Source organism: Comamonas sp. 17RB, from assembly GCF_030056555.1.
Lineage (GTDB): Bacteria > Pseudomonadota > Gammaproteobacteria > Burkholderiales > Burkholderiaceae_C > Comamonas > Comamonas terrigena.
The window spans coordinates 151,411-173,935 of record NZ_JASHHY010000002.1 but is presented as its reverse complement, the minus strand read 5'-3'; the positions used below and the strand labels follow the sequence as shown (position 1 = coordinate 173,935).

The 22,525-nt window shown below is 66.4% G+C and carries 20 protein-coding genes; 10 read left to right on the top strand and 10 right to left on the bottom strand.

The features are described from left to right. Positions 1-80: 80 nt before the first annotated feature. Complete coding sequence (locus tag QM470_RS04040; RefSeq protein WP_283338297.1) at positions 81-1,022, bottom strand: LysR family transcriptional regulator; 942 nt, start codon at positions 1,020-1,022, stop codon at positions 81-83. Between the two features lie 118 nt (positions 1,023-1,140). Between QM470_RS04040 and QM470_RS04035 the strand changes: the two genes are divergently transcribed. Beyond that, positions 1,141-1,803, top strand: a complete 663-nt coding sequence (locus QM470_RS04035; RefSeq protein ID WP_283338296.1) for an NAD(P)-dependent oxidoreductase — start codon at positions 1,141-1,143, stop codon at positions 1,801-1,803. Between the two features lie 105 nt (positions 1,804-1,908). Here the strand turns inward: QM470_RS04035 and QM470_RS04030 are convergent, their stop codons facing one another. Continuing rightward, positions 1,909-2,922, bottom strand: coding sequence for a bifunctional helix-turn-helix transcriptional regulator/GNAT family N-acetyltransferase (locus QM470_RS04030; protein WP_283338295.1), 1,014 nt, complete (start codon positions 2,920-2,922; stop codon positions 1,909-1,911). A 232-nt stretch (positions 2,923-3,154) separates the two neighbouring features. On the opposite strand from QM470_RS04030, the gene QM470_RS04025 reads away from it, so the two are divergent. From QM470_RS04025 to QM470_RS04015, 3 genes are all read left to right on the top strand, one after another. Beyond that, the gene (locus tag QM470_RS04025; protein WP_280013475.1) at positions 3,155-3,511 is read left to right on the top strand and encodes a VOC family protein; all 357 of its coding nucleotides are present in this window, start codon (positions 3,155-3,157) and stop codon (positions 3,509-3,511) included. 315 nt (positions 3,512-3,826) lie between these two features. After that, positions 3,827-5,053 carry a sugar transporter gene (locus QM470_RS04020; RefSeq protein ID WP_283338294.1) on the top strand — a complete coding sequence of 409 codons (1,227 nt, stop codon included), beginning with the start codon at positions 3,827-3,829 and terminating at the stop codon, positions 5,051-5,053. A gap of 349 nt (positions 5,054-5,402) precedes the next feature. Continuing rightward, a complete protein-coding gene (locus tag QM470_RS04015) occupies positions 5,403-5,657 on the top strand; it encodes a hypothetical protein (protein ID WP_280013472.1) in 255 nt (84 codons plus the stop codon). A gap of 316 nt (positions 5,658-5,973) precedes the next feature. On the opposite strand, the gene QM470_RS04010 is transcribed toward QM470_RS04015, so the two are convergent. From QM470_RS04010 to QM470_RS04000, 3 genes are all read right to left on the bottom strand, one after another. After that, a complete protein-coding gene (locus QM470_RS04010) occupies positions 5,974-6,939 on the bottom strand; it encodes a tripartite tricarboxylate transporter substrate binding protein BugE (protein ID WP_066536502.1) in 966 nt (321 codons plus the stop codon). Between the two features lie 300 nt (positions 6,940-7,239). Continuing rightward, positions 7,240-8,514 carry a CaiB/BaiF CoA transferase family protein gene (locus QM470_RS04005; protein WP_218333703.1) on the bottom strand — a complete coding sequence of 425 codons (1,275 nt, stop codon included), beginning with the start codon at positions 8,512-8,514 and terminating at the stop codon, positions 7,240-7,242. Positions 8,515-8,784: 270 nt separating this feature from the next. Further along, the gene (locus QM470_RS04000; RefSeq protein ID WP_066536498.1) at positions 8,785-9,975 is read right to left on the bottom strand and encodes an acyl-CoA dehydrogenase; all 1,191 of its coding nucleotides are present in this window, start codon (positions 9,973-9,975) and stop codon (positions 8,785-8,787) included. Between the two features lie 220 nt (positions 9,976-10,195). Here QM470_RS04000 and QM470_RS03995 point away from each other — a divergent pair, with 220 nt between their 5' ends. Both QM470_RS03995 and QM470_RS03990 read left to right on the top strand, forming a co-directional pair. After that, positions 10,196-11,164: a LysR substrate-binding domain-containing protein gene (locus QM470_RS03995; protein ID WP_218333704.1), complete on the top strand. Its 969-nt coding sequence runs from the start codon at positions 10,196-10,198 to the stop codon at positions 11,162-11,164. 831 nt (positions 11,165-11,995) lie between these two features. Beyond that, the gene (locus QM470_RS03990; RefSeq protein ID WP_283338293.1) at positions 11,996-12,382 is read left to right on the top strand and encodes a hypothetical protein; all 387 of its coding nucleotides are present in this window, start codon (positions 11,996-11,998) and stop codon (positions 12,380-12,382) included. A gap of 115 nt (positions 12,383-12,497) precedes the next feature. Here the strand turns inward: QM470_RS03990 and QM470_RS03985 are convergent, their stop codons facing one another. Next, complete coding sequence (locus tag QM470_RS03985) at positions 12,498-13,493, bottom strand: LysR family transcriptional regulator (protein ID WP_283338292.1); 996 nt, start codon at positions 13,491-13,493, stop codon at positions 12,498-12,500. Between the two features lie 97 nt (positions 13,494-13,590). On the opposite strand from QM470_RS03985, the gene QM470_RS03980 reads away from it, so the two are divergent. From QM470_RS03980 to QM470_RS03970, 3 genes are all read left to right on the top strand, one after another. Continuing rightward, positions 13,591-14,574, top strand: a complete 984-nt coding sequence (locus tag QM470_RS03980) for a DMT family transporter (protein ID WP_283338291.1) — start codon at positions 13,591-13,593, stop codon at positions 14,572-14,574. A gap of 288 nt (positions 14,575-14,862) precedes the next feature. Next, a complete protein-coding gene (locus QM470_RS03975) occupies positions 14,863-16,095 on the top strand; it encodes a collagen-like triple helix repeat-containing protein (RefSeq protein ID WP_283338290.1) in 1,233 nt (410 codons plus the stop codon). Positions 16,096-16,161: 66 nt separating this feature from the next. Further along, positions 16,162-17,832 (top strand): ShlB/FhaC/HecB family hemolysin secretion/activation protein, encoded by a 1,671-nt coding sequence (locus QM470_RS03970; RefSeq protein WP_283338289.1) that lies wholly within the window; start codon positions 16,162-16,164, stop codon positions 17,830-17,832. Positions 17,833-17,968: 136 nt separating this feature from the next. Here QM470_RS03970 and QM470_RS03965 read toward each other — a convergent pair whose 3' ends face one another. Both QM470_RS03965 and QM470_RS03960 read right to left on the bottom strand, forming a co-directional pair. Beyond that, a complete protein-coding gene (locus tag QM470_RS03965) occupies positions 17,969-18,685 on the bottom strand; it encodes an LrgB family protein (protein ID WP_066536475.1) in 717 nt (238 codons plus the stop codon). Further along, positions 18,682-19,056 (bottom strand): CidA/LrgA family protein, encoded by a 375-nt coding sequence (locus tag QM470_RS03960; protein ID WP_218333710.1) that lies wholly within the window; start codon positions 19,054-19,056, stop codon positions 18,682-18,684. The genes QM470_RS03965 and QM470_RS03960 overlap by 4 nt, the downstream gene beginning before the upstream one ends. Positions 19,057-19,634: 578 nt before the next feature. Here QM470_RS03960 and putP point away from each other — a divergent pair. After that, positions 19,635-21,125: a sodium/proline symporter PutP gene (gene putP, locus QM470_RS03955; protein ID WP_283338288.1), complete on the top strand. Its 1,491-nt coding sequence runs from the start codon at positions 19,635-19,637 to the stop codon at positions 21,123-21,125. Between the two features lie 77 nt (positions 21,126-21,202). Here putP and QM470_RS03950 read toward each other — a convergent pair whose 3' ends face one another. Together QM470_RS03950 and QM470_RS03945 are read right to left on the bottom strand one after the other, a co-directional pair. Further along, positions 21,203-21,964: a 3-oxoacyl-ACP reductase gene (locus tag QM470_RS03950; RefSeq protein WP_283338287.1), complete on the bottom strand. Its 762-nt coding sequence runs from the start codon at positions 21,962-21,964 to the stop codon at positions 21,203-21,205. An 85-nt stretch (positions 21,965-22,049) separates the two neighbouring features. Then, positions 22,050-22,208, bottom strand: a complete 159-nt coding sequence (locus tag QM470_RS03945; RefSeq protein ID WP_283338286.1) for a hypothetical protein — start codon at positions 22,206-22,208, stop codon at positions 22,050-22,052. Between the last annotated feature and the right edge of the window lie 317 nt (positions 22,209-22,525).

Sequence of the window (22,525 nt, the reverse complement as noted above, 5' to 3'; positions counted from 1 at the left end):
GCCTGGGGCATGTCCCTTGCACATGCCAGCGTTGCTGGCGACCCGGCCCTGTCCTTTGGCGGACGGGTCGCCGCAGCGGCTCAGGCGGTGCGGACCACCCCTTCCAGCTGGCCAAAGTAGGCGCGCAGCACCTCCACGGCCTGGCGCACCTTGGCGGGCAGGGCGTCGCGCTGCGGGGTGACGGCCCACAGGTCCAGCAGGCCCATTTCCCAGTCGGGCAGCAGGCGCAGCAGCCGGCCTTCGCGCAGCGGCCGCACCACGTCCAGCAGCGTGAGCTGGGCCACGCCCAGGCCGGCTTCGCACAGGTGCTGCACCGTGCCGCGGTGGTTGCTGGTCATGCGTGGCTGGGCCTGCAGTGCGGCCACTTCACCGGTGGCCGTGTGGCGCCACTCCTGGGCCAGTTGCGGGGGCTCGGTGCGGGACTGCTCCAGCCAGGTGGCGGTGGCCAGGTCGGCCGGATGGGCGGGCAGGGCACCGGGTGCACGGCCGGCCTGCAGGTTCCAGGTTTCCAGCCATTGCGGCGCGGCGCACAGCACCGTGGGCGAGGCTCCCAGGTGGCGGGCCACCCAGCTGGAATCCTGCTGGGGGCCAAAGCGCAGCGCCAGGTCCACCCGGGCCTGGATCAGGTCAATCGGGGCGTCATCCACCAGCAGGCGCAGGCGCAACTGCGGGTGCTGGCCCAGCCAGGTGCCCAGTGCGGGTGCGGCATGGCGGGCAAAGCCCACGGGGGCGGACAGACGCAGCTCGCCGCTGGGCTGCTGGCGCTCGGCCGCCAGCTCGGCCCGGGCGCGGGTGGCGGCTTCGCTCAGGGCCGCGCACTGGGTGTAGAAGCGCTGGCCCGCATCGGTCAGGCCGAGCTGGCGCGTGGAGCGGTGCAGCAGGCTGACGCCGGCTTCGCGCTCCAGCTGGCGGATGTGCTGGCTGACGGCCGAGGGGCTCATGTCCAGCAGGCGTGCCGCCGCGCTCATGCTGCCCTGCTGCACCACGGTGGCAAAGATGGCCATGCGTTTGAGGTCTTCCATGGTGTTTGATTATGAAGCTGTGCTTCAAAGTAATGGTGGTCCAGGGGGCTGTTTCAGGCGCAGGCCGCGGCGTAACCTTGCATCCTGTTGAAACAAACCACTCTCAAGGAGTTCTCTCATGCAAGTCGCTCTGATCGGTGCCACGGGTTTTGTCGGCGCCGCCGTGTTGAAGGAATTGCTGCAGCGCGGCCACCAGGTCGTGGCCCTGGTGCGCGACCCGGCCAAGCTGGCCGCCGAGCCCGGGCTGAAGGTCGTGCAGGCCGATGTGCTGGACGCCCAGCAGGTGCAGCAGGCAGTGGCCGGCAGCGATGCCGTGCTCAGCGCCTACAACGCCGGCTGGACCAACCCGAACATCTATGAGGACTTCCTGCGTGGCTCGCGCGCCATCGTCCAGGGGGTGAAGGCTGCTGGCGTGGCCCGCTACCTGGTGGTGGGCGGTGCCGGCAGCCTGTATGTCTCCCCCGGCGTGCAACTGGTGGACACCCCGGAATTCCCGGCTTTCATCAAGCCCGGTGCCAGTGCCGCCCGCGATATGTACACCGAACTGCAGAAGGAGAGCGCGCTGGACTGGACGCTGCTGAGCCCGGCTGTGGGCTTCCACGGCGGTTCCGACGCGCAATCCCGGGGCCGCACCGGCCAGTACCGTACCGGCCAGGATGCGCCGCTGATGCAGGCCGACGGCCAGCCCGGCGATATCTCGGCGCAGGACCTGGCCGTGGCCCTGGTCGATGCGCTGGAGCAGCACCTGCACAGCAAGCAGCGCTTCACGGTGGCGTACTGAGGCAGGGACAGGGGGCGGTGAGCGGCACAGCCGCCGCTGCCTTTGGCTATCCCTGTGCCGGGAAACCAGGTATGGGGAGCATCCCGATCAGTACCGGCACCGGAGTCAGGCCCTGGCCGCTGGTGGGGTGGCGCCAGCGCTGGGGCGGGGGCGCGTGAATTGCTGCTCGGTCACGGCGTGGCCCCACTGGCTGCCGGGGGCCTCGTGCACCAGGGCAAAGCCATGGGCTTCATACAGGGCGCGGGCGGCGTCCAGCCCTTGGAATGTCCACAGCTGCGTGGCCGCAAAGTCCTGCTGGTCGCAAAAGGCCAGCGCCTGCTGCAGCAAGCGGCGGCCCGTGCCGCTGCCCCGGCAGCCGTCATCCAGAATGAACCAGCGCAGATGGGCCTGGCGCTGGCCCAGATCCTGCCCGTCGATGGCGATGGCACCCACGATCCGGTCCTGCTGCATGGCGCACCAGATCTGGTTGCCCTGCTGGTCCAGCCGGCCGACGAATTCCGCCAGACCGCCGGCCACCTTGCTTTCAAAGAACGCTCCGAAGCCGGCATGTCGGGCATAGAAGCGGGCGTGCATTTCCGCCACGCGGCCAATCACCCCCGGCCGGTAGCCGGCGTGGATGGTCACCGCGGGCGGTATGGTCTGCCCCTGGGGGAGGTCCTGCGCCTGTCCCTGGCGGCAGCTTTGAAGCGCTCCGGCATAGGCGTTCAGGCCCTGGGCCACGGTCTGCTGCACGGCGGGGCTGAGCTGCTGCAGCGCCGCCTCCACCCGCTGTCGGCCGTAGCGGTGGATGGCGGCCGCCGTGCGCCGGCCTTGCGCCGTCAGCTGCAAGGGCTTGGTGCGGGCATCCGCCGCCATGCCGGCCGGCGGCGCGCATTCGGCCACTTCGCCCGCGGCGGCCAGCTTGGCCAGCATGCGGCTGACGCTGGATTTCTCCAGCCCCAGCAGCTGTACCAGCTGGGCGGCGGTGAGTGCGCCCTGCATGTCCAGCTCCAGCAAGGTGTGCACGGCCGACGGTGAGTAGTCCGTGGCAGCCAGGGTGGTCTGCATGAAGCCCAGCTCGCGCACCATGGTGCGCGAGGCAGAACGGACGAGGGCAACCAGATCGGTATCGGTGGACATAGGGGCAGTCGAGAAATTAATGGTTGTACTGTACAACCATTTGCGTGCGCTGTGTGCCTGGATGTCCCAGGGACTGGCGCAGCAGGTGAATAGCACAGGCCGGGTCATGGGGCGCAGACGTCTGGCAGACGTCCGGCAGATGCCATGGCATATTGGCGCCTGTCCTTTATCTGCCTTGCCTGCGCCGCAGCGGGTGGGGCATACACCAGCCTGTCGCCGTGGAGGAACTCCCATGTCAGCCCGTATCGGTCAGATCGATTTCATCGAATTCCCCGGCGCCGATGCCGCCACCTTGCAACAGGTGAAAGCCTTCTACGGCAAGGCCTTTGACTGGGAGTTCCAGGACTGGGGTGGCAACTATGTGGACACCGCCTCCAGCGGTCTGGGTGCCGGCTTCAATGCCGATGCGGCCCAGGCGCCCCGGCAGCCGCTGGCGGTGATTTTTGCGGTGGATCTGGAAAAGGCCCTGGCGGCGGTGCAGGCCGCCGGTGGCACCATCAGCAAGGCGATTTTTCCCTTTCCTGGCGGGCGGCGTTTCCACTTTCACGACCCAGCAGGCAATGAACTGGCGGTGTGGTCGCCGGAGTGAGGGCCGCAGCACCAGCGGTGCTCCCTGTGGGCCTGTGAAGCGCGGGGCTGGCCGTGAATGCGCGCGTCCGGGTCCGCGCGGCCCGTAGTGCGACGCCCTGCAGGGCATTGCTGCGGCCTGCGCTGCGTGTGCGGGCTGAACGCCGTACCATCCCAGGTTGCGCGGCATGTGCTGCAGCGGTGGGCAACAGGCCGCCAGGGCCTGTCCGAGGGCGCGCCACCACATGCAGACCGATTGCCGCAAGGCGCAGCAGGGGCGCAGGGTCTGCCTGCCGTCCTCCTTCTGTGGGCTGTGCGCCGGCCTGTGTGAATCTCTATGTCTGAATCTCTTTCCTCCGCTGCCACCGCATCTGCGCCGGCTCCCGTGTCCGACGCCCGCGCTTGGGTGGGCGTAATCGCGCTGGCGCTGGCCGCTTTTGTCTTCAACACCACGGAATTCGTCCCCGTGGGCCTGCTCAGCGACATGGGTGCAAGCTTTGGCATGCGCACCGAACAGATCGGTCTGATGCTGACCATCTACGCCTGGGTGGTGGCGCTGGCCTCACTGCCCGGCATGCTGCTGACCCGCCACTGGGAGCGCCGCCGCCTGCTGATGGGTGTGTTCGCGCTGTTCATTGCCAGCCATGCGCTGTCGGCGGTGGCCTGGAGCTACCCGGTGCTGCTGGTCAGCCGCATCGGCATTGCGCTGGCGCATGCGGTGTTCTGGTCCATCACCGCAGCCCTGGCGGTGCGTGTGGCACCGGCCGGACGCAAGGCCCAGGCCCTGGGTCTGCTGGCCACCGGCACCACGCTGGCCATGGTGCTGGGCATTCCCCTGGGGCGTGTGGTGGGCGAGGCCCTGGGCTGGCGCACCACTTTCGGCGCCATCGGGGTGGCGGCGCTGGCCGTGATGCTGGTGTTGTGGCGCCTGCTGCCGCTGCTGCCCAGCGAGAACGCCGGGTCCGCCCGCTCCATCCCGGTGCTGCTGCGCCGCCCGGCCCTGCTGGCCACCTACGCGCTGCTGATCCTGATGGTGACGGCGCAGTTCACCGTCTACAGCTACATCGAGCCGCTGGTGCAGCAGGTGGGCGGGCTGAGCAACCATGTGACCACCATCGTGCTGCTGCTGTTTGGCGGCATGGGCATTGTGGGCAGTATGTGCTTCAGCGCCTTTGGTCTGCGCTTTCCGCGCAGTTTTCTGCTGCTGGCGTTGGCGGTACTGACCGCCAGCCTGTGGCTGCTGCTGCCCAGCACGGCCTGGCTGCCCGGTCTGTACCTGGTGTGCGCCGTCTGGGGCGTGGCCATGCTGTGCATGGCGCTGGCGTTGCAGGCCAAGGTGCTGCGGCTGGCATCGGATGCCACGGATGTGGGCATGTCGCTGTTCTCCGGTCTGTTCAATGTGGGGATCGGCGCCGGTGCGCTGCTGGGCAGCCAGGTGGGCACGCATGCCGGCCTGCAGCACCTGGGTGCCGTGGGCGGCAGCCTGGCCGTGGCGGGCCTGTTGTGGTGCGCATATGCCACCTGGAAGTGGGCGGGCAGCTTTCACCCCGCGCCACAGCGCTGAACGCTCATCCAGTTTGTTGCCTGCGTGTAATCAAGGTGATGGACGGTAAATCCGGCGCACCCACGATGTAACAGCCCGCCTGCCCGCACCCCGGGCAGGCGGGCTGCTCTTTTTGGGGGAGTGCGTGCTTGCAACACCGGCCTGCGCAATGACCGCTGGTGCGCTGCAACACCCTGTGAAGCGCGTCACCGGGTCAGACACCACCGCACCCGGGCGGGCGGTGCTGGCAGGGGGGAGGCCATGGTGTCAAGATGAAATCCAGTCCATCCGGAGCGGCGGTTGAAGCGTTTTCTCCCGGGCCGGAGGCTGGTTTTCAGGCGTGAACTTCGTCACCACGTGGAGGCGCACCATGGACCGCGAGACCAAATGGACAAGTTTCTTTCTGCTGGCGCTGGGGCTGCTGGGCATGCTGGTGGGCGGTATGTCGCTGCTGGCGCTGCAGCAGGTGGCCGAAGGCAGCAACTGCGTGGCGCTGTGTGCGGTGGAGCAGGTGTTTGCCGACATGGTGGGGCCGCGCGTGAGCCAGTTGCTGGTGGGGGTGCTGTGGCTGCTGGTGGGGCTGACGTTCAGCAGCGCGGGGGTGAGCGTGTGGCGCAGCCGTTGAAAAGCGGTGGCCAGCAGGCGGTGGCACGGGCATCCAACAGTCGATCCAGGGTCTGCCTAGGCTGTTGCCTCTTCACCGGTTCGTATCCAAAAGACTGCTTCGGCAGTCTTTTTTTTTCAGGAGTCGGAGACAGGGCCCGCAATCGCCATGCACGCACGGATCCCGCATATTGCGGCAGATACATGGCAGCCGGTGCGATTATCTATCCCTATATAAGGCGAGCCTGTATGCGTATTTTGAAAATCATGCATGCCATGGACTTGGAAAATAAAAAACCCCGCACTGCGGGGTTTTTTTGATACGGGTCAGGAAAGATTTATTCCATCGTCAGCTTTTGCTTGTCGACCACAGCCTTGTACGCGGTGTATTCGGCCTTGATTTCCTGGGCAAACTTCTCGGGCGTGCCGGCCACGATCAGCGAACCGGTGTCTTCGATGCGCTTGCGCACGGCCGGATCCTGCAGCACCTTGTGCACGGCGGCATTCACCTTGTTGACGATGTCCTTGGGCAGGTTCTTGGGGCCGACGATGCCGTAGTAGGCCATGCGGTTCACGCCAGGGGCGCCGACTTCGGCCAGCGTGGGCACATCGGGCAGCACCGCCAGACGCTGGGGTGCAGCCACCACCAGGGCGGTCAGGCGCTTTTCCTTCACAAAGGGCAGGGTGGAGGGGAAGTTGTCAAACAGCAGCGGAATCTGGCCTGCGACTGCGTCGTTGATGGCCGGGCCCGAACCACGGTAGGGCACGTGCAGCATCTTGGTGTCGGTGGCCAGCATGAACATTTCCATCATCAGGTGACCGATGGAGCCGGTGCCGGGCGTGCCGTAGGAGTACTTGTCGGGATTCTTCTTGATTTCTTCCAGGAAGCTCTTGTAGTCCTTGCCCACGAACTTGGGGTTGGCGGCAATCACGTTGGGCGTGGCTGCGATGTTCACAATGGGCGTGAAATCCGTGAACACGTTGTACGGGATCTTGGGATTGATGGCCGGGTTGGTGGCCGTGGTGGACACGGTGGCAATACCCAGGTTGTAGCCGTCGGCCGGAGCGCGGGCGGTTTCGGCGGCACCGATGGCGCCACCGCCACCGCCGCGGTTTTCCACGATCACGGGCTGGCCCAGTTCACGGCTCAGGGGATCGGCCACCACGCGGGCCACCAGGTCGGTGGTGCCGCCGGCGGCAAAAGGCACCAGCAGCTTGATGGGCTTGGTGGGGTAGCTTTGGGCGTGGGCGGCGGTGCCGAACGCGGCCAGGATGCCCAGGGCGAGCAGGCTGCGACGAATCATGTTGTCATCTCCGTATTGTTTTGTTGAAACTACCGTTTGGGTAAAACGTGGGAGGAATCGTACGGCCCGGCTTCTGAAAGCGCTATATGCGAAATGCGGTTTTGATTCGGTAGTTACCCTGGGGTGAACGGATTATGTAGATAATCCAGAAATACGATTATCCCTCGCGCATGAATATGCTGCGAAGGATATAAAAGCCAGAGGAGAAAATCCTGCAGCGCCGGGCGCGTGTGGCGCCGGCGGCGCTGCAGGGAAGGTGCCTCTGAAAGCAGCTGCGCCAGGGCAGCGGGGGACTGCGTGTCAGATCACCTGCTGGGCTTGGAGCTGGGCCAGCTGGGCGGCGTCCAGCCCCATTTCGGTCAGCACCTCGGTGGTGTGCTGGCCCAGGGACGGGGGCGCGCTGCGGTAGACCACCGGGGTGCCCGACAGGCGCATCGGGCTGGCCACCGTGCCCACCGTGCCCAGTCCTCCTGCGGCCGGCAGCTCCTTGCGGATGCCGCGCGCCCGGACCTGTGGGTCGTCGAAGGCCTGGGCCACGGTGTTGATGGGGCCGCAGGGCACGGCCTTGTCTTCCAGCAGCGTGATCCAGTCCTGGGTGCCGCGCGTCTGCATCAGCGGGGTCATCAGCATCAGCAGATCGGAGCGGTTCTGCACCCGGGCGGTGTTGGTGGCAAAGCGTGCGTCCTGGGCCCAGCCGGGGTGGCCGACGGCGGTGCAGAAGCGGGCGAACTGGCCGTCGTTGCCAATGGCCAGCAGCACATTGCCGTCACGGGTCTTGAAGTCCTGGTAGGGCGCCAGACTGGGGTGGATGTTGCCGGCCCGGCCCGGTGCCTTGTCGGTGGCCAGGTAGCCGGCGGCCTGGTTGGCCAGCACGGCCATGCCCACGTCCAGCAGCGCCATGTCGATGTACTGGCCTTCCCCGGAGCCATGGCTTGCGTTGTCGCGGGCATGGAGCGCAGCGATGATGGCATTGCTGGCGTACAGCCCGGTGAACACGTCGATCACTGCCACCCCCACCTTCAGCGGGCCGCCGCCGGGTTCGTGGTCGGCGTGGCCGGTGATGCTCATCAGCCCGCACATGGCCTGCACCATCAGGTCGTAGCCTGCGCGTTCGGCATACGGGCCGTCCTGGCCGAAGCCGGTGATGGAGCAGTAGATCAGCCTGGGGTTCAGCGCCTTCAGGCTGTCGTAGTCCAGCCCGTATTGCTGCAGGCCGCCGACCTTGAAGTTTTCCACCACCACGTCCGCCTCGGCTGCCATGCGGCGCAGCAGGGCCTGGCCTTCGGGGTGGGCCATGTCCACGGTGATGGAGCGCTTGTTGCGGTTGCAGGCCGTGAAGTAGCTGGCTTCGCGCGTGTCGTTGCCGGCCGTGTCCTTCAGGAACGGAGGGCCCCAGTGGCGGGTGTCGTCGCCGGCCACCGGACGCTCCACCTTGACCACATCGGCGCCCAGATCGGCCAGTAGCTGCGTGGCCCAGGGACCGGCCAGCACACGGGACAGGTCCAGCACCTTGATGCCGGCCAGCGCGGCGGGACGGGAAGCAGCGGGTGTGGAAGCAGGGGAGGAGGCGGTCATGGAGGATCCGATCCGGCGGGATGTGAGGGGGATAAAGCCAGAGAGCCCGAGGGCTCTGCCAACCAGGGCAGTTGGTGCGCCAGGTGATTGGGCTCTGGAGGCACAACACAGCCAGAACCCAATCAGCTAGCGCCGGGGCGGCGGTGCATGGTGCAGTGCCGCCCCGGCGGTGCCTACGGACGCTAAGGTGAGGGGTGTGGAGTCGCAGGTCGTCGCAGCGCTGCGACCCGGCTCCACCACCCCGCACCCGAGCGTGCGGGCGCCGCGACCTCAGTTCGCGAATGCGGCGATGCCGGTCTGTGCGCGGCCCAGAATCAGGGCGTGCACATCGTGCGTGCCTTCGTAGGTGTTCACCACTTCCAGGTTCACCAGGTGGCGGGCCACACCGAACTCGTCGGAAATACCGTTGCCGCCCATCATGTCGCGCGCCAGACGGGCAATGTCCAGGGCCTTGCCGCAGTTGTTGCGTTTGATCAAGGAGGTGATTTCCACCACGTTCTGGTGCTCGTCCTTCATGCGGCCCACGCGCAGGGCGGCTTGCAGGCCCAGCGTGATTTCGGTCTGCATGTCGGCCAGCTTCTTCTGGATCAGCTGGTTGGCAGCCAGGGGGCGGCCGAACTGCTTGCGGTCCAGCGTGTACTGGCGGGAGGTGTGCCAGCAGAACTCGGCGGCACCCATGGCACCCCAGGCAATGCCGAAGCGTGCGCTGTTCAGGCAGGTGAAGGGTCCCTTCAGGCCGCGGACTTCGGGGAAGGCGTTTTCTTCGGGCACGAACACATCGTCCATCACGATTTCACCGGTGATGGAGGCGCGCAGGCCCACCTTGCCGTGGATGGCGGGAGCGGACAGGCCCTTCATGCCCTTTTCCAGCACAAAGCCGCGGATCTGGCCCACGTTGCCGCCTTCGGACACTTCCTTGGCCCAGACCACGAACACATCGGCCACGGGCGAGTTGGTGATCCACATCTTGCTGCCCTTGAGCTTGTAGCCGCCGTCCACCTTGTAGGCGCGGGTGGCCATGGAGCCGGGGTCGGAGCCGTGGTCGGGTTCGGTCAGGCCAAAGCAGCCGATGAATTCACCGGAAGCCAGCTTGGGCAGGTACTTCTGCTTCTGGGCTTCGGTGCCGAATTCGTTGATGGGCACCATCACCAGGGAGGACTGCACCGACGCCATGGAGCGGTAGCCGCTGTCCACGCGTTCGATTTCGCGGGCCACCAGGCCGTAGCTCACATAGTTCAGGCCGGCGCCGCCGTATTCGGTCGGGATGGTGGGGCCCAGCAGGCCCAGTTCGCCCATCTCACGGAAGATGGAGGTGTCCACGGACTCATTGCGGAACATGGACTGCACGCGGGGCATCAGCTTGTCCTGGCAGTAGCTGCGCGACGCGTCGCGGATCATGCGTTCGTCTTCGGTCAGTTGCTCGTCCAGGTGGAAGGGATCGTCCCATTGGAAGTTGGCCATGTTGTGTCTCCTTGAATCCGTGAAGGTGGGGGAAGAGGTGCTTGTCGCCCGCAGGCATTGCCGACGACAACTGGATGGGAAGGCATGGTAGGTGGCGCCGACCGGTGCCGCAAACGATTTGATTGCATCCATGTATGCGTAAACCGCATTTATGAAACCAATTTCTGCCGCCTTTAGGTATGCTGGAGTCTGTAATTCACTTTTTGCATGAAGGTTTTGCATGCGTCGTGCCATTCCCTCTACCCAGGCCCTGGCCTGTTTCGAATCCGCCGCCCGCCACGAGAGCTATACCAAGGCGGCGCAAGAGCTGGCGCTGACGCAGAGCGCGGTCTCGCGCCAGATCATTGCGCTGGAAGAGTTTGTCGGCCTGCCCCTGTTCAAGCGCACCCGCCATGGCGTGCTGCTGACCGAAGCCGGCCGCCAGTACGCCCAGCAGGTGGCCCGCTGGCTCCAGGGGCTGGAGCGCGACACGCTTGACCTGATGGCCCACCAGGGCGAGGGCGGCACCATCAACCTGGCAGCCGTGCCCACGTTTGCCACGCGCTGGCTGCTGCCGCGCCTGCCGCAGCTGATGAAGGCCCACCCCGATATCCGGGTGCACATCGATGTGCAGACCCGCCCCTTTCTGTTTGCTGACACCGGCTTCGACGCCGCCCTGTACGCCGGCACGCCTGAACAGGTGGCCCACTGGCCGGGCGTGCAGGCCCAGTGGCTGATGGACGAGGAAACCCTGCCGGTGTGCAGCCCCCAACTGCTGGCCACCGCCCAGGAGCGCGACCTGGGCCGCGCCTGGCAGCCCGTCAGCCCTGCCGTGATCGCCGGCATGCCGCTGCTGCAGCAAAGCACGCGGCCCTACGGTTGGCAGCAATGGTTCGATGCCATGGAAGTCAGCGCCCCGCGTGCGCTGGATGGCGCGCGGCTGGAACTGTTCTCCATGCTGGCCGTGGCCGCCAGCCAGGGCCTGGGCGTGGCGCTGATTCCGCCCATGCTGATCGAGCAGGAGCTGGCGCGGGGCGATCTGGTCATTGCCTGTGACCGCCCGCTGCGCGGCAACCGTGCCTACTACCTGGTCACCCCCGCACTGGCGGAAGGCGCACCCCAGGCGCCTGCGCTGCGCGTGTTCAGCCAGTGGCTGCTGCAGCGGGCCGAAGCCGTACGTCCACCCGCAGTGGTGATGCTTAAAAAATAAGCAGCAACCATATTGTCCAATGCTGACAACTGCTTAGTTGACTTATCCCATGTGGACAATGAGCTTGTCCACAAGCTTGGTCAGATCGGATGGGGACAACCGGTGCGGACCGGGCTGGATGAGGCTGGATCTGTCCCTGAACGTGCCCACGGCAGGCTGTGGAGTGCTTTCGCGCCATGATTTATGCCCCTGATTGCCATGCCGAGGCCGGTTTGCATAAAAAATAAGCAGCAACCGGAAACCCCTGTGCTGGCAGTCACTTAAGCCACTTATCCCGCAGGCGGGTGGCATTTGTCCACAAGCTTGGGCAGCCCAATTGGGGAAAACAGCCGCGTGCACGGCGCGGGCGAGGCGGAGACTGCGGTTTCTGTCCCTGATTGTCTCTGTAGGATAGATGCTGCTTAAAAAATAAGCGGATATGGGAAAATCATTGTGAATCAAATGCTTGTCTCACTTATCCATGTGCCGGTGCAGACTTTTCCACAAGTTTGATGGGGTGCGGCGGGGACAAGTGGCGGCAGGTAGGGAGGTCTGCTTTTTATCGGGGACAGATGTTGTGCGACGACATGGTGCCAGTGCGCGCAGGAAGACCGTGGTGTTCTCTTTCGATGCAACTTCGAGATGCGTCCTTCCACAAGCCGGGAAGGCACCGCTCTCACCGATGCTGTTACATTGCCTGCCGATCCGTTCGGCGGCACAGCGCGCAACCGGGGCTGGCAGCACACCTGTTTCCGCCTGATAGGGCCGGACGGAGCCTCCCACCCCAGCACCTGGGCGCCCCGAGCAGTGGGGCAGGAGCCTTCGCCGTGGGTCTTTACCTCCATCCAAGCCATGAAATTCAAGCGGGTGCTGCGTGAAACGCTGCGGTTCTGGCCGTCGCAGATACCGATTGCCGATGGGGAACCCATGGCCGGCAGTGGCGGCGTGTTTCCGCAACTGTCCAGGCTGTGGGACCGGGCCGAAGCCCACGCACAAGCATGGAGCGAAGCGCACCAGTTGATGGTGTGGGCGGTCTTCTGTGCCTGGCACAAGGCTGCGCTCCTGCGCCGGCAGGCGGGCCAGGATTGGGTTGCCAAAGCGGATCTGGATGGCAAGTACCTGCGCCGGAAGTACGAAGAGAGCCTGTTTGCCCCCAGCAGCGCTTACCCACGCCAGATGCTGCGGGCATACCGCCGCGAAATGAAGGCCAGGCAAGGCCGGATCCGTCGCTCCCGTTGAGCCGTGCCGGCAGGCCAGCGCCTGCGGTTCAGCATCTGCATGGAAGATCTGCCTGTGGGGATCACACACCGTGGCCCATGGCCGGGCGCTGTGGACGAGAGCGGCGCGGCGGTCCTCACGCCGCGGCCTGCACCAGATGGTCGATCAGCGCCCGCACCTTCAGCGGCAGATGGCGTGTGGGTGAATACAGGGCGTAGGCCGTGCGTGCGGCATAGCTGCCGCACAGCTGCCAGCCGGGCAATAGCTGCACCAGACGGCCTTCTGCCAGAGCCTGTTCGGCCGCAAAGTCGGCGGCAATGCCCACCCCCTGGTGCTGCAGCGCCAGGGTGACGATGCCGGTGCTGCTGGCCACGGTGATCGGGGTGTGTACGGTCAGCTCCAGCGGTGCGTGGTCGGCCGCAGGGTTCGCGGTCGGGGTGTTGCCCGCAGGCGATGGCGGGGCAGCTGCGGTGGACGGAGCTGCGGCCTGCGGTAGCGGCTCCCAGCGCAGCAGGTTTTGAAAATCTCCGTAGCCCAGGGTGATGCAGGGCAGGTCGGCCAGCGCGTGCGGGTGGGTGATGGGGGCGGGCAACTGCCGCAGCCAGGTGGGCGACGCCACGGGGATATAGCGCACCGTGCGCAGTGCACGTGCCACCAGGCCCGGAGGCAGCTGGTCGGGGGTGGTGATGCGCAGGGCCAGGTCCAGTCCTTCTTCGGTCAGGTCGACCATGCGGTCGCTCAGCTGCATGGCGATTTCCACGGCCGGCCAGCGCTGGCGCAGGGCCGGCAGCTGCGGGGCCAGCCAGATGTCGCCAAACACCACCGGCGCGCTGATGCGTACCGTGCCGCGCGGGATGTCGCCGTAGTGGCCGGCGGTGGCATGCACTTCGCGCGCCAGGCGGGCCATCTGCGCGCAGCCGGCATAGACCTCGGCCCCCAGCTCGGTCAGCGAGACCGAGCGCGTGGTCCGGTGCAGCAGCCTGGCGCCCCAGTGCGCTTCCAGCCGGCCCACGCTGCGGCTGATGGCCGAGGTGGTCAGCCCCAGCTGGCGTGCGGCGGCGGCAAAGCCGCGCAGCTCCACCACTTTGGCAAAGACCAGCATTTCAGGCACCAGCGTGTGTTCGGTCAGCATGGGGGCAAGGGTAAAGAGGTGGTTGTTGAATTGGGTGCAACAGTGCTTTGCATGATGTCTCATTGATGCTTTGCAGGCAATGCGTCACGCTGCAGCCATGCACATCTCCTCTCTCTCTTCTGCGGCCTCCGGCGCAGACCAGCCTGCGGCAACGACCCAGGCACCATCGGCTGCAACGGTACCGACTGCCGCAGCTTCGGCTGCCGCAGCTCCGGCGCTGCTTCAGCCTGTTCTGCCCCGAGGAGGCACCTGGCGCATGGTGCTGGCCATGGCGCTGTCCGGCACCATCGGTCTGCTGGTGGTGGAAAGCGGGCTGCCCGCGCTCTGGGTGGTGTGGCTGCGCTGCCTGTTCGGCGGCCTGGGTCTGGCGGCCTGGGTGGCATACACGCACCAATGGCAGTCGCCCACGCGCCGGGAATGGGGCTGGCTGGGTGTCGGTGGTGTGGCGCTGGTGTGCAACTGGGTGGGGCTGTTCAGCGCCTACCGCTACAGCAGCATTGCAGTGGCCACCGTGGTCTACCACGTGCAGCCGTTTGTGTTGCTGGTGCTGGCGGCGGTGTTCCAGGGCGAAGCCTTGCCGTTCAGGAAGCTGCCCTGGCTGGGCCTGGCGCTGCTGGGGGTGGTGCTGAGCAGCGGGCTGGATGGCACGTACGCCAGCCGTGCGGCCTGGCCCGGCGTAGCGCTGGCCCTGGGGGCTGCCACCTTGTATGCCGTGGCCACCTTGGCCACACAGCGCCTGCGCCGTCTGGCGCCGGCCCAGATCGCCATGCTGCAAATGGGCCTGGGCGTGCTGGTGCTGGCGGGACCGGTGGCCGTGTGGGGTGGGGCAGCCGTGTTCAGCGCCAGGGCCTGGGGGGCCCTGCTGGTACTGGGCCTGATGCACACGGCCTGCATGTACACGCTGATGTATGCCGCCTTTCAGCGGCTGCCTGCCCAGGCGGTGGCCGGTCTGTCCTTCATCTACCCGGTGGTGGCGCTGGGGGTGGACCTGCTGTGGTTTGGTGCCAGGCCCACCATGGCGCAGTGGGCCGGCATGGCCCTGATTCTGGGCGCGGTGGCGGCATACCGGCGCAAAGTGTGAATGATTTTCCTAAATGAATATCGATGAAATATCAATAGGAAATAGGATTTTCAGTATGTAGTTTGTTTATTAAGGTATTCGTAATTCGATAGTTTTTGGTAATTGTTCGTAAGCGTGCGAGCCAATATTTAAATTGGAAGACCAACGGTATCGACCAGACCATCCGCCCTACCAAGTCCGCTGGTTCCTTGCGGGCAGCACGCAGCACCGCTGTAGGAGGTCGATATGCGTACGAAACAACTGACAGTGCGGTTAGCCGCTGTTCACAGTGTGGCCGAGGAATCTCGCATGGCCGTCACATCCACCCGCTGGCGCGCTGCCACGGCCATCGTGCTGGCCCTGGGGCTGGCAGCCTGTTCTTCCAGTGGATCGCTGCGTTCGGACGCCGGGCCAAGCGGCTCAGGGGGCGGAACGGAGGTGGCTGGCGGTGGCGGCAGCACGGGCGGCGGCAGTGGCGGAACGGGCGGCACCGGTGGCGGCAGTACCGGCGGTGGTGATGGAGGTGGTGATGGCGGCGGCACCGGAGGAGGGGTCTCGGCTCCGGTGGCGGCCATCAACGACCTGACGGGCGGCACCAGCAACATCGTCACGTCCACCGGCAATCTGCTGGACAGCGTGGCATCCGGTGTCGGAGGCGTTGGGTCCAACACGGCCCTGGCGCCCACCACGGCGGCGCTGGGGGACACACTTTCCCATCCGGCTGCAGCCGTCCAGGCGGTGGGTACCGCCTTGAGCGATGGTCTGGGCTCCATTGGCACGAATCCGGACGTGATTGGCACCACCGCCAAGGTGATCGAGCCGGTGGTGAATGAGCTGGGGCAGACCGTCTCCGGCGTAGGCACGACCCTGTCCACACTCAACACCCCGGCACTGGGTCCGGTGGGCGATGTGGTAGGCCTGGCCGGCAGCGCGGTGGACGGCGTAGGCCAGGGCGTGTCGCAGCTGTCGGCGCGGGTCGGCTCGGTCCTGGACAGCACGGCGGTCAATCAGCTGACGACCACGGGCAGTCAGGTGGTCACCCCCTTGCTGGTCACGGCCATCGGCGCCACGCAGTCCATCGGTGGGGCGACCCAGTTGGGCGCCCCGGTCAACAACCTGCTGCAGACCGCCGGCGGCGCGGTCAACCAGCTGGGTCAGTCCATCGGCCAGTCGCAGGCCCCGCTGGCTTCGCCGCTGGGGCAGGTGGTCTCTAGCGCCGGGCAGACCGTGGCGGCCGTCGGCGGGGTGCTGAATGGCGGTACCGGCAGCGGTGCGGCGGGTGGCCTGGGCAATCTGCTGGGCGGCAGCACCGGCCTTCCCGTCGTCAGCGGCACTGCGACGGCAGGGGTCACGGCAACGCCTGTCGTCACGCTCGTCAGCAGCGTCACAGGTGCCGTCGGTGGCACGGTAGGATCGACGACAGGAACCGGAACCCAGGCTGCCATCACGGGAACGGCTTCCGCAGGAACCACCACCACACCGGCTGCGCAGACCGGCAATGTGCTGAGCAATGTGCTGGGTGGATTGTTGGGCAAGCGTTGAACCGCATGGTCCTGCAGCCGGCCTGAAACGGCCGGCTGCCAGGGCTGAGGAGGAGAACTGGCCTGTATGAAGCTGTACCTGCGTGTGTTGGTGGTCGGGTGGGCGGTGTGCCCCTGGGGGGTATATGCCCAGGCAGTGGCTCCGGCGGGCAATCCGCTGGATTCGCTGCCGCAGACACCGGCGGTGGCCCCTCCGCCCAAGCCCCAGGTGCAGATCACGCCGCCACAGCAGAGTGCAGACTTTCTGGCGCAGACCGTGGTGCCGCGCCAGTTCGATATCGTGGGGGTGCGCTCGGTCCCGTTCGACAGTGTGGCCAAGGTCTTTGCCCCGTTGGCAGGTCAGCCGGTCACCTTGGCGCGGATTGTGGAGACGGGGACCGAGATCACCCGCATCTACCAACAGGCCGGTTACGCGCTGTCCTTCGCTTTCGTGCCCCCGCAGGATTTTCGCAACGGGGTGGTGAAAGTCACCGTGGTGGAAGGCCACATCGCCCAGCTGCGCATAGAGGGCCAGGCCGGCAAGTCCGAAGCCCTGCTGCGTGAACTGGCAGAGCCGCTGCTGGCGGAAAAGCCGTTGCGCAGCGAGACCTTCCACCGTCAGACGCAGCTGATGGCGCGCATTCCCGGTGTCCGTGTGACGGCATCCGCGCAGTTGCCCACCACCACCGATGGCGCCACCACCTTGGTGCTGGCCTCCACCCACCAGCCTGTCAGCGTGTCTCTGGGCGCAGACCTGCGACAGGGCCATTCCAAGGCCATGGCCACCGTGCTGGCCAATGATGTGCTGGGAGCCGGCAGCCAGCTGACGGCCACCAGCCTGCTGCGTCCCTGGGATGAAGAGCGGTTTCTGGCCGTGGGCTACCGCCAGTGGCTCAACCGGCAGGGGAGCATGCTCAGGGTCAACGCCTCGGAATACCGCCAGACCGTGCAGGATGGGCCGGGTCTGGTCGGCATTGATGACCTGACCCAGCAGCGGCGGATCGATGTGTCGGTGCAGCATCCGCTGCGGCTGGACCAGCGCACGGTGCTGATGGCGGCTGCCGGCATCTATGGGCTCAATTACCAGCGCGGTTTCACCGAAAGGGCCTCCGGTGCGCAGCTTGTGACGCAAGAGCATGTGCGGGCCCTGTATGCGCAGCTGGACTGGACTTCAGCGCAGGAGCGCACCCTGCGCAATGCCTCGCTCATGCTGGTGCATGGATTGAATGCACTGGGCGCGGACACTGAGCGCAGCACCAATTTCGGGGTGGAGCCAGCGCCCAATCCGGCCAAGCTCGCTTTCTGGCGGCTGGCCTGGGATGCCGGCCTGCGCAGCAACAAGGCCAGCGGAGTGGGCGCAGCGGTGTCCTTCGGCGGCCAGTACAGCCCGGACATCCTGCCCATCGCCGAACGCATATCCTTTGGCGGCAGCCGTTTTGGCCGCGGCTACCAGGCCGGGGAAGTCACCGGGGATTCGGGCATCGGCGCTGCCGTGGAGCTGAACTACAGCTGGCCGGTCCAGCAGAAGTGGCTCAAGCAGGTGCAGCCCTATGTGTTGTACGAAGCCGCCCGGACCCGGCAGGAGCAGCGGGGCGTGCCGTCGGCCAGCCTGCGCTCGGCCAGCGTGGGGGTCCGGCTGAACAACCAGCGCTACTACAGTGCCGACTTTGCGCTGGCCAAGCCCCTGGGCGATCCGGCCTTCAACAACCCCGACCGCAAACTGCGGGTGAGCGTGCTGCTCAGCTACCAGCTGGATTGAAGGCGCCGGGCCCGCAGGTCCGGGGTACCGGTGTGCAGGTCGCCGGTGCGTTCGCGGCCGGGCCAGAGGGACTGACCCCAGCCGCATTCCGTCCCTGCCTGTGTAGTGCCGTGGTGCCGCGCAGGGGACGGGAGGCTTACAGCAGGGCCATCAGCAGCGGCATGGCCACCGCCGTGGCAACGCCGTTCAGGCCCATGGCCAGGGCGGCAAAGGCGCCGGCCGTGGGGTGCTGCTGGATGGAGCGGGCCGTGCCGATGGCATGGGCCGTCAGGCCCAGGGCAAAGCCTTCGACAGCCGGGTCGGTGCAGTGCAGCACGCGCAGCAGCCAGGGCGCGACGATGGTGCCCGCAATGCCGGTGATGGCCACGGCCACGGCAGCCAGCGAAGGCAGTCCGCCAAAGCGCTCGGCCAGCGGCAGGGCGATGGGGATGGTGGCCGACTTGGGCGCCAGGGAGACCATGCTTTCCATGGAAGCGCCAAACAGCCAGGCAATGCCCATGGCCGACAGCAGGGCCACCACGCAGCCCACCACCAGCGACACGGCAATCGGGCGCCACAGGCGGCGGATGCGGTCGCGCTGGGCATACAGCGGCAGCGCCAGGGCCACGGTGGCCGGGCCCACCAGCAGGCTGAGCCAGGCCGTGCCCTGCTGGTAGGTGGCGTAGGGTGTACCGGTGAGCAAGAGCACGCACACGATGACGGGCACGGCGGTGAACACCGGAATCAGCCAGGGCTGCTGGCCGCTGCGCTTGTACAGCCAGACGGCGCCCAGGTAGCAGGCAATGGTCAGCACCAGCCAGGGCAAGGGGCCGGCGGTCATGCTGGCCAGGGTGCGGGTGAGAAGCTCATTCATGCCTCGTCCTCCACGGCGCTGCCATGGCGGGCGCGCTCGCGGCCCATCATCCATTTGAAGGTGAGCGCCGTGGCCACCAATGTCAGCGCCGCCCCCACCACGCAGGACAGCACAAACGGCAGCCATTCGCGCGAGAGGCGGTCAAAGTGCAGCATCACGCCCGCAATGGTGGGGATGAACAGCAGCATCATGTTCTGCAGCAGGAAATGGCCCGACTGCTCCAGCCACGTAGGCAGCGTGCGTTTGTAGAGCAGCGCAATTAGCAGCAGCAAGGTGCCCGCCAGCGCACCGGGAAAGGGGATGCCCAGGGCGGTGACCAGCACCTGGCCCAGCCATTGAAATACCAAAAGAACCAGCAAGGCCTGCAACATGCCAATAACGTCAATTCAAGGTGGAAAAGAGGAAGCCCGCCCCTGCCCGCCGGGGCACAGGGAGGGGGACGCAGCCGTGGCTAGCACTGCCGCAGGCTGGCAGTCTAGGCCGGCTGGGCATTGGCTGCTGTGCGCGCGCGACAGTCTGCGTCGCCTGCCTGCTTTCTGGGCAGGCTAAGCCGTCGGCAATGAAATCAAACACTTGGGGGCGGTTTGCACCCGCGGGAAACGACTTGTCCACAGGGTTGTGCAGGGAAGCTGTGGGGAAGGTCTAGGGTAAGTACCTAGAATACACCCTTTGGCCGTTCGCCAGCACCGCAGGTGCGCTGCCCCTGTGGGGGCCCATGCGGGGGTCCATGCGCATCCCCTCGGCTTTCCCTGCTGGTGGGCGTCTGCCGGCTGCGCCTGCTGCGCGCCCATAGACAGCTGCGGCACCGCAATGCACGCTGGCCTGCAAGGGCATGCCGGTGTGCGGACACTTCCGCCTCCGCTGCAGTGGCCCCACCGACCGCCAGCGGGTGGGTGGGCAGCGCGCCGCTGCCGCCCGGCTTTTCCCATTTTTCGACCGACGACAACCTATGACCGCCAATACACCCACCGTGGTGATGTTTGCCATTTACCTGCTGGGCATGCTTGCCATCGGCTGGGCTGGCTACAAAGCCACGGACAACCTTTCCGACTACATCCTGGGCGGGCGCAGCCTGGGCCCGGTGGTCACGGCCCTGTCGGCCGGCGCCTCGGACATGAGCGGCTGGCTGCTGATGGGCCTGCCTGGTGCCGTGTTTCTGCAAGGGCTGTCGGCCTCGTGGATTGCGATCGGCCTGTGCCTGGGGGCCTGGCTGAACTGGCGCTTTGTGGCGGCGCGCCTGCGTATCTACACCGAGAAGGTCGGCAACGCGCTGACGCTGCCGGACTACTTCACCAACCGTTTTGAAGACCGGAGCAATCTGCTGCGCATCGTCACGGCGCTGGTGATTCTGGTGTTCTTCACCATCTACTGCGCCTCGGGCGTGGTGGCAGGCGCGCGCCTGTTCGAATCCATGTTCGGCATGGACTACCAGACCGCGCTGTGGGTGGGGGCCGTGGCCACCATGGCCTATGTGTTCATCGGCGGCTTTCTGGCCGTGAGCTGGACCGACACCATCCAGGCCTCGCTGATGATCACCGCGCTGATCCTGGCGCCGCTGATGGTGATCTACGCCGACGGCGGCGTGGGCCCCAGTGCGGCCATCATCGACACCGCCCGCAGCGGTGCGTTCGACATGTTCCAGGGCCAGACGGTAATCGCCGTCATCTCGCTGCTGGCCTGGGGGCTGGGCTACTTCGGCCAGCCGCACATCCTGGTGCGTTTCATGGCCGCGGAATCGGTGCAGACCATTCCCAATGCCCGCCGCATCGGTATGACTTGGATGGTGCTGTGCCTGGGCGGCGCCGTGGCCGTGGGGTTCTTCGGCATCGCCTTTTTCAACGGCCGGCCCGATCTGGCTGGCGGCGTGAACGCCAATGCCGAAACCGTGTTCCTGGAAGTGGCCAAGCTGCTGTTCAACCCCTGGATCAGCGGCGTGCTGCTGGCCGCCGTGCTGGCGGCCGTGATGAGCACCTTGTCCTGCCAGTTGCTGGTGTGCTCCAGCGCGCTGACGCAGGACATCTACAAAACCTTTTTGCGCAAGCAGGCCAGCGAACGGGAGCTGGTTTGGTTCGGCCGCGCCATGGTGTTTGTGATCGCGGTGATCGCCATCGTGATCGCCCAGGACCCCGAAAGCAAGGTGCTGGGCATGGTCAGCAACGCCTGGGCCGGCTTTGGCGCGGCCTTCGGCCCGCTGGTGCTGCTGTCGCTGCTGTGGAAGCGCATGACGCGCAATGGCGCGCTGGCCGGCATGGTGGTGGGCGCGGTCACGGTGCTGGTCTGGCAGCACTACCAGTGGTTCAAGCTGTATGAGATTGTGCCGGGTTTTGTGCTGTCCACCGTCGCCATCGTCATGGTCAGCCTGCTGGGCAAGACGCCTTCGGCTGCGGTGCAAAAGACCCACGCCGAGGTGGAAGCCGAGATCGCCGCCCAGGGCGAGTGAGCGGCTGCGCTCTCCGAAAAAAAGCCCGCCGGCTTGCAGCCGGGCGGGCTTTTTTGTTGGGGGCTACGTGGCCGGTTTCAGCCTTTGACCAGGCCGCAGTCCACGATCAGGTTCTGTCCGGTCACGGCACGCGACCAGGGCGAGAGCAGCATCAGCACGGCATCGGCAAACTCGGCCGGCGTGGTCACGCGGCGCAGCGGGGTCATGCTGGCGATCAGGTCGAACACCGCTTCCGGGGTGGCGCTGCTGGCGTCGGTGGTGCGCAGCAGACCGCCGGACAGCATGTTCACCGTGATGCCGTCCGGGCCCAGGTCGTTGGCGGCGGTGCGCGTCAGCGACAGCAGCGCCGCCTTGGCGGCGGTGTAGTCGTGGTAGGGCACCACCGGGTTCTGGAACAGGTTGGTGCCCACATTCACCACGCGCCCAAAGCCGGCTGCGCGCATGGCGGGCAAGGTGGCCTGCATGGTGTTGAGCGCGCCTTTGACCGCACCGTCAAACTGCTGGCTGAAGCGCTCCCAGGCGATGGAGTCCAGCTTGGGGCGGGCATCGCCGTCGAAGGCAAAGCTGGTCAGGGCGTTGTTGACCACGCTGGTGATGGCGTGGCCGGTGCGCTCCTGGGCGCTGCGCACCAGGTGCTGTACCGCAGCGGCATCGGTCACATCGGCCTGCAGCGCAATCACGCGGGGGCCCAGTTCTTCGGCCAGCGCTGCGGCCGCCTTGTCGCTGCGGTGGTAGTTGATCACCACGCCCGCGCCTTCGCGCGCGACGGCGCGGCTGATATGTGCACCCAGACCGCGGGCACCGCCGGTCACCAACACCCATTGCTCAGAAATCTGCATCACTTGCCTCATCCACATGAAAGCAGGGATTGTGCAGCGCCCCCAGTCCCGTGCAGGCCGGGAGGGCTTGCCGGGGCAAAGGAAGTCAGCGGGTGTGGCTGACGTTGGCGTCGATGTCGCCGAACACGGTGATGCCGCTGCCCGAACTTCCGGAGCTGCTGGAGCCACTGGGCATGGTGCCGCCGCAGGCGCTCAGGCCCAGGCAGAGCAGGGTGGCGGTGGTGAAAAGCAGACGTCGCAACATGGAAGGCTCCTGAAAAGGGAATGGGTTGGGCGCTGCGTGGGGCGGGCGCGCTGGCGGATGGGATGGGGCAGGCATGCACTGCCGTGCAGTGGCATGGGGCCGCAGGGGCTGCCACCCAGTCTCTGGGCTCATGGTAGCGGCCCCTGCGCACGGCACGGGTTTGACACAGCGCGCAGGCCGCGCGGACGGCACCACCCAGGCGCACCGGAAGGCCTTGGTAACGACCGCTGGGCGGGCGGTTCCCCAGGGGAGGGGTGAAAAGCTGGCAGGTTTGCGCTGGATCAGAAGTTGATTCGTAACTTCGTGTATCAATCGCG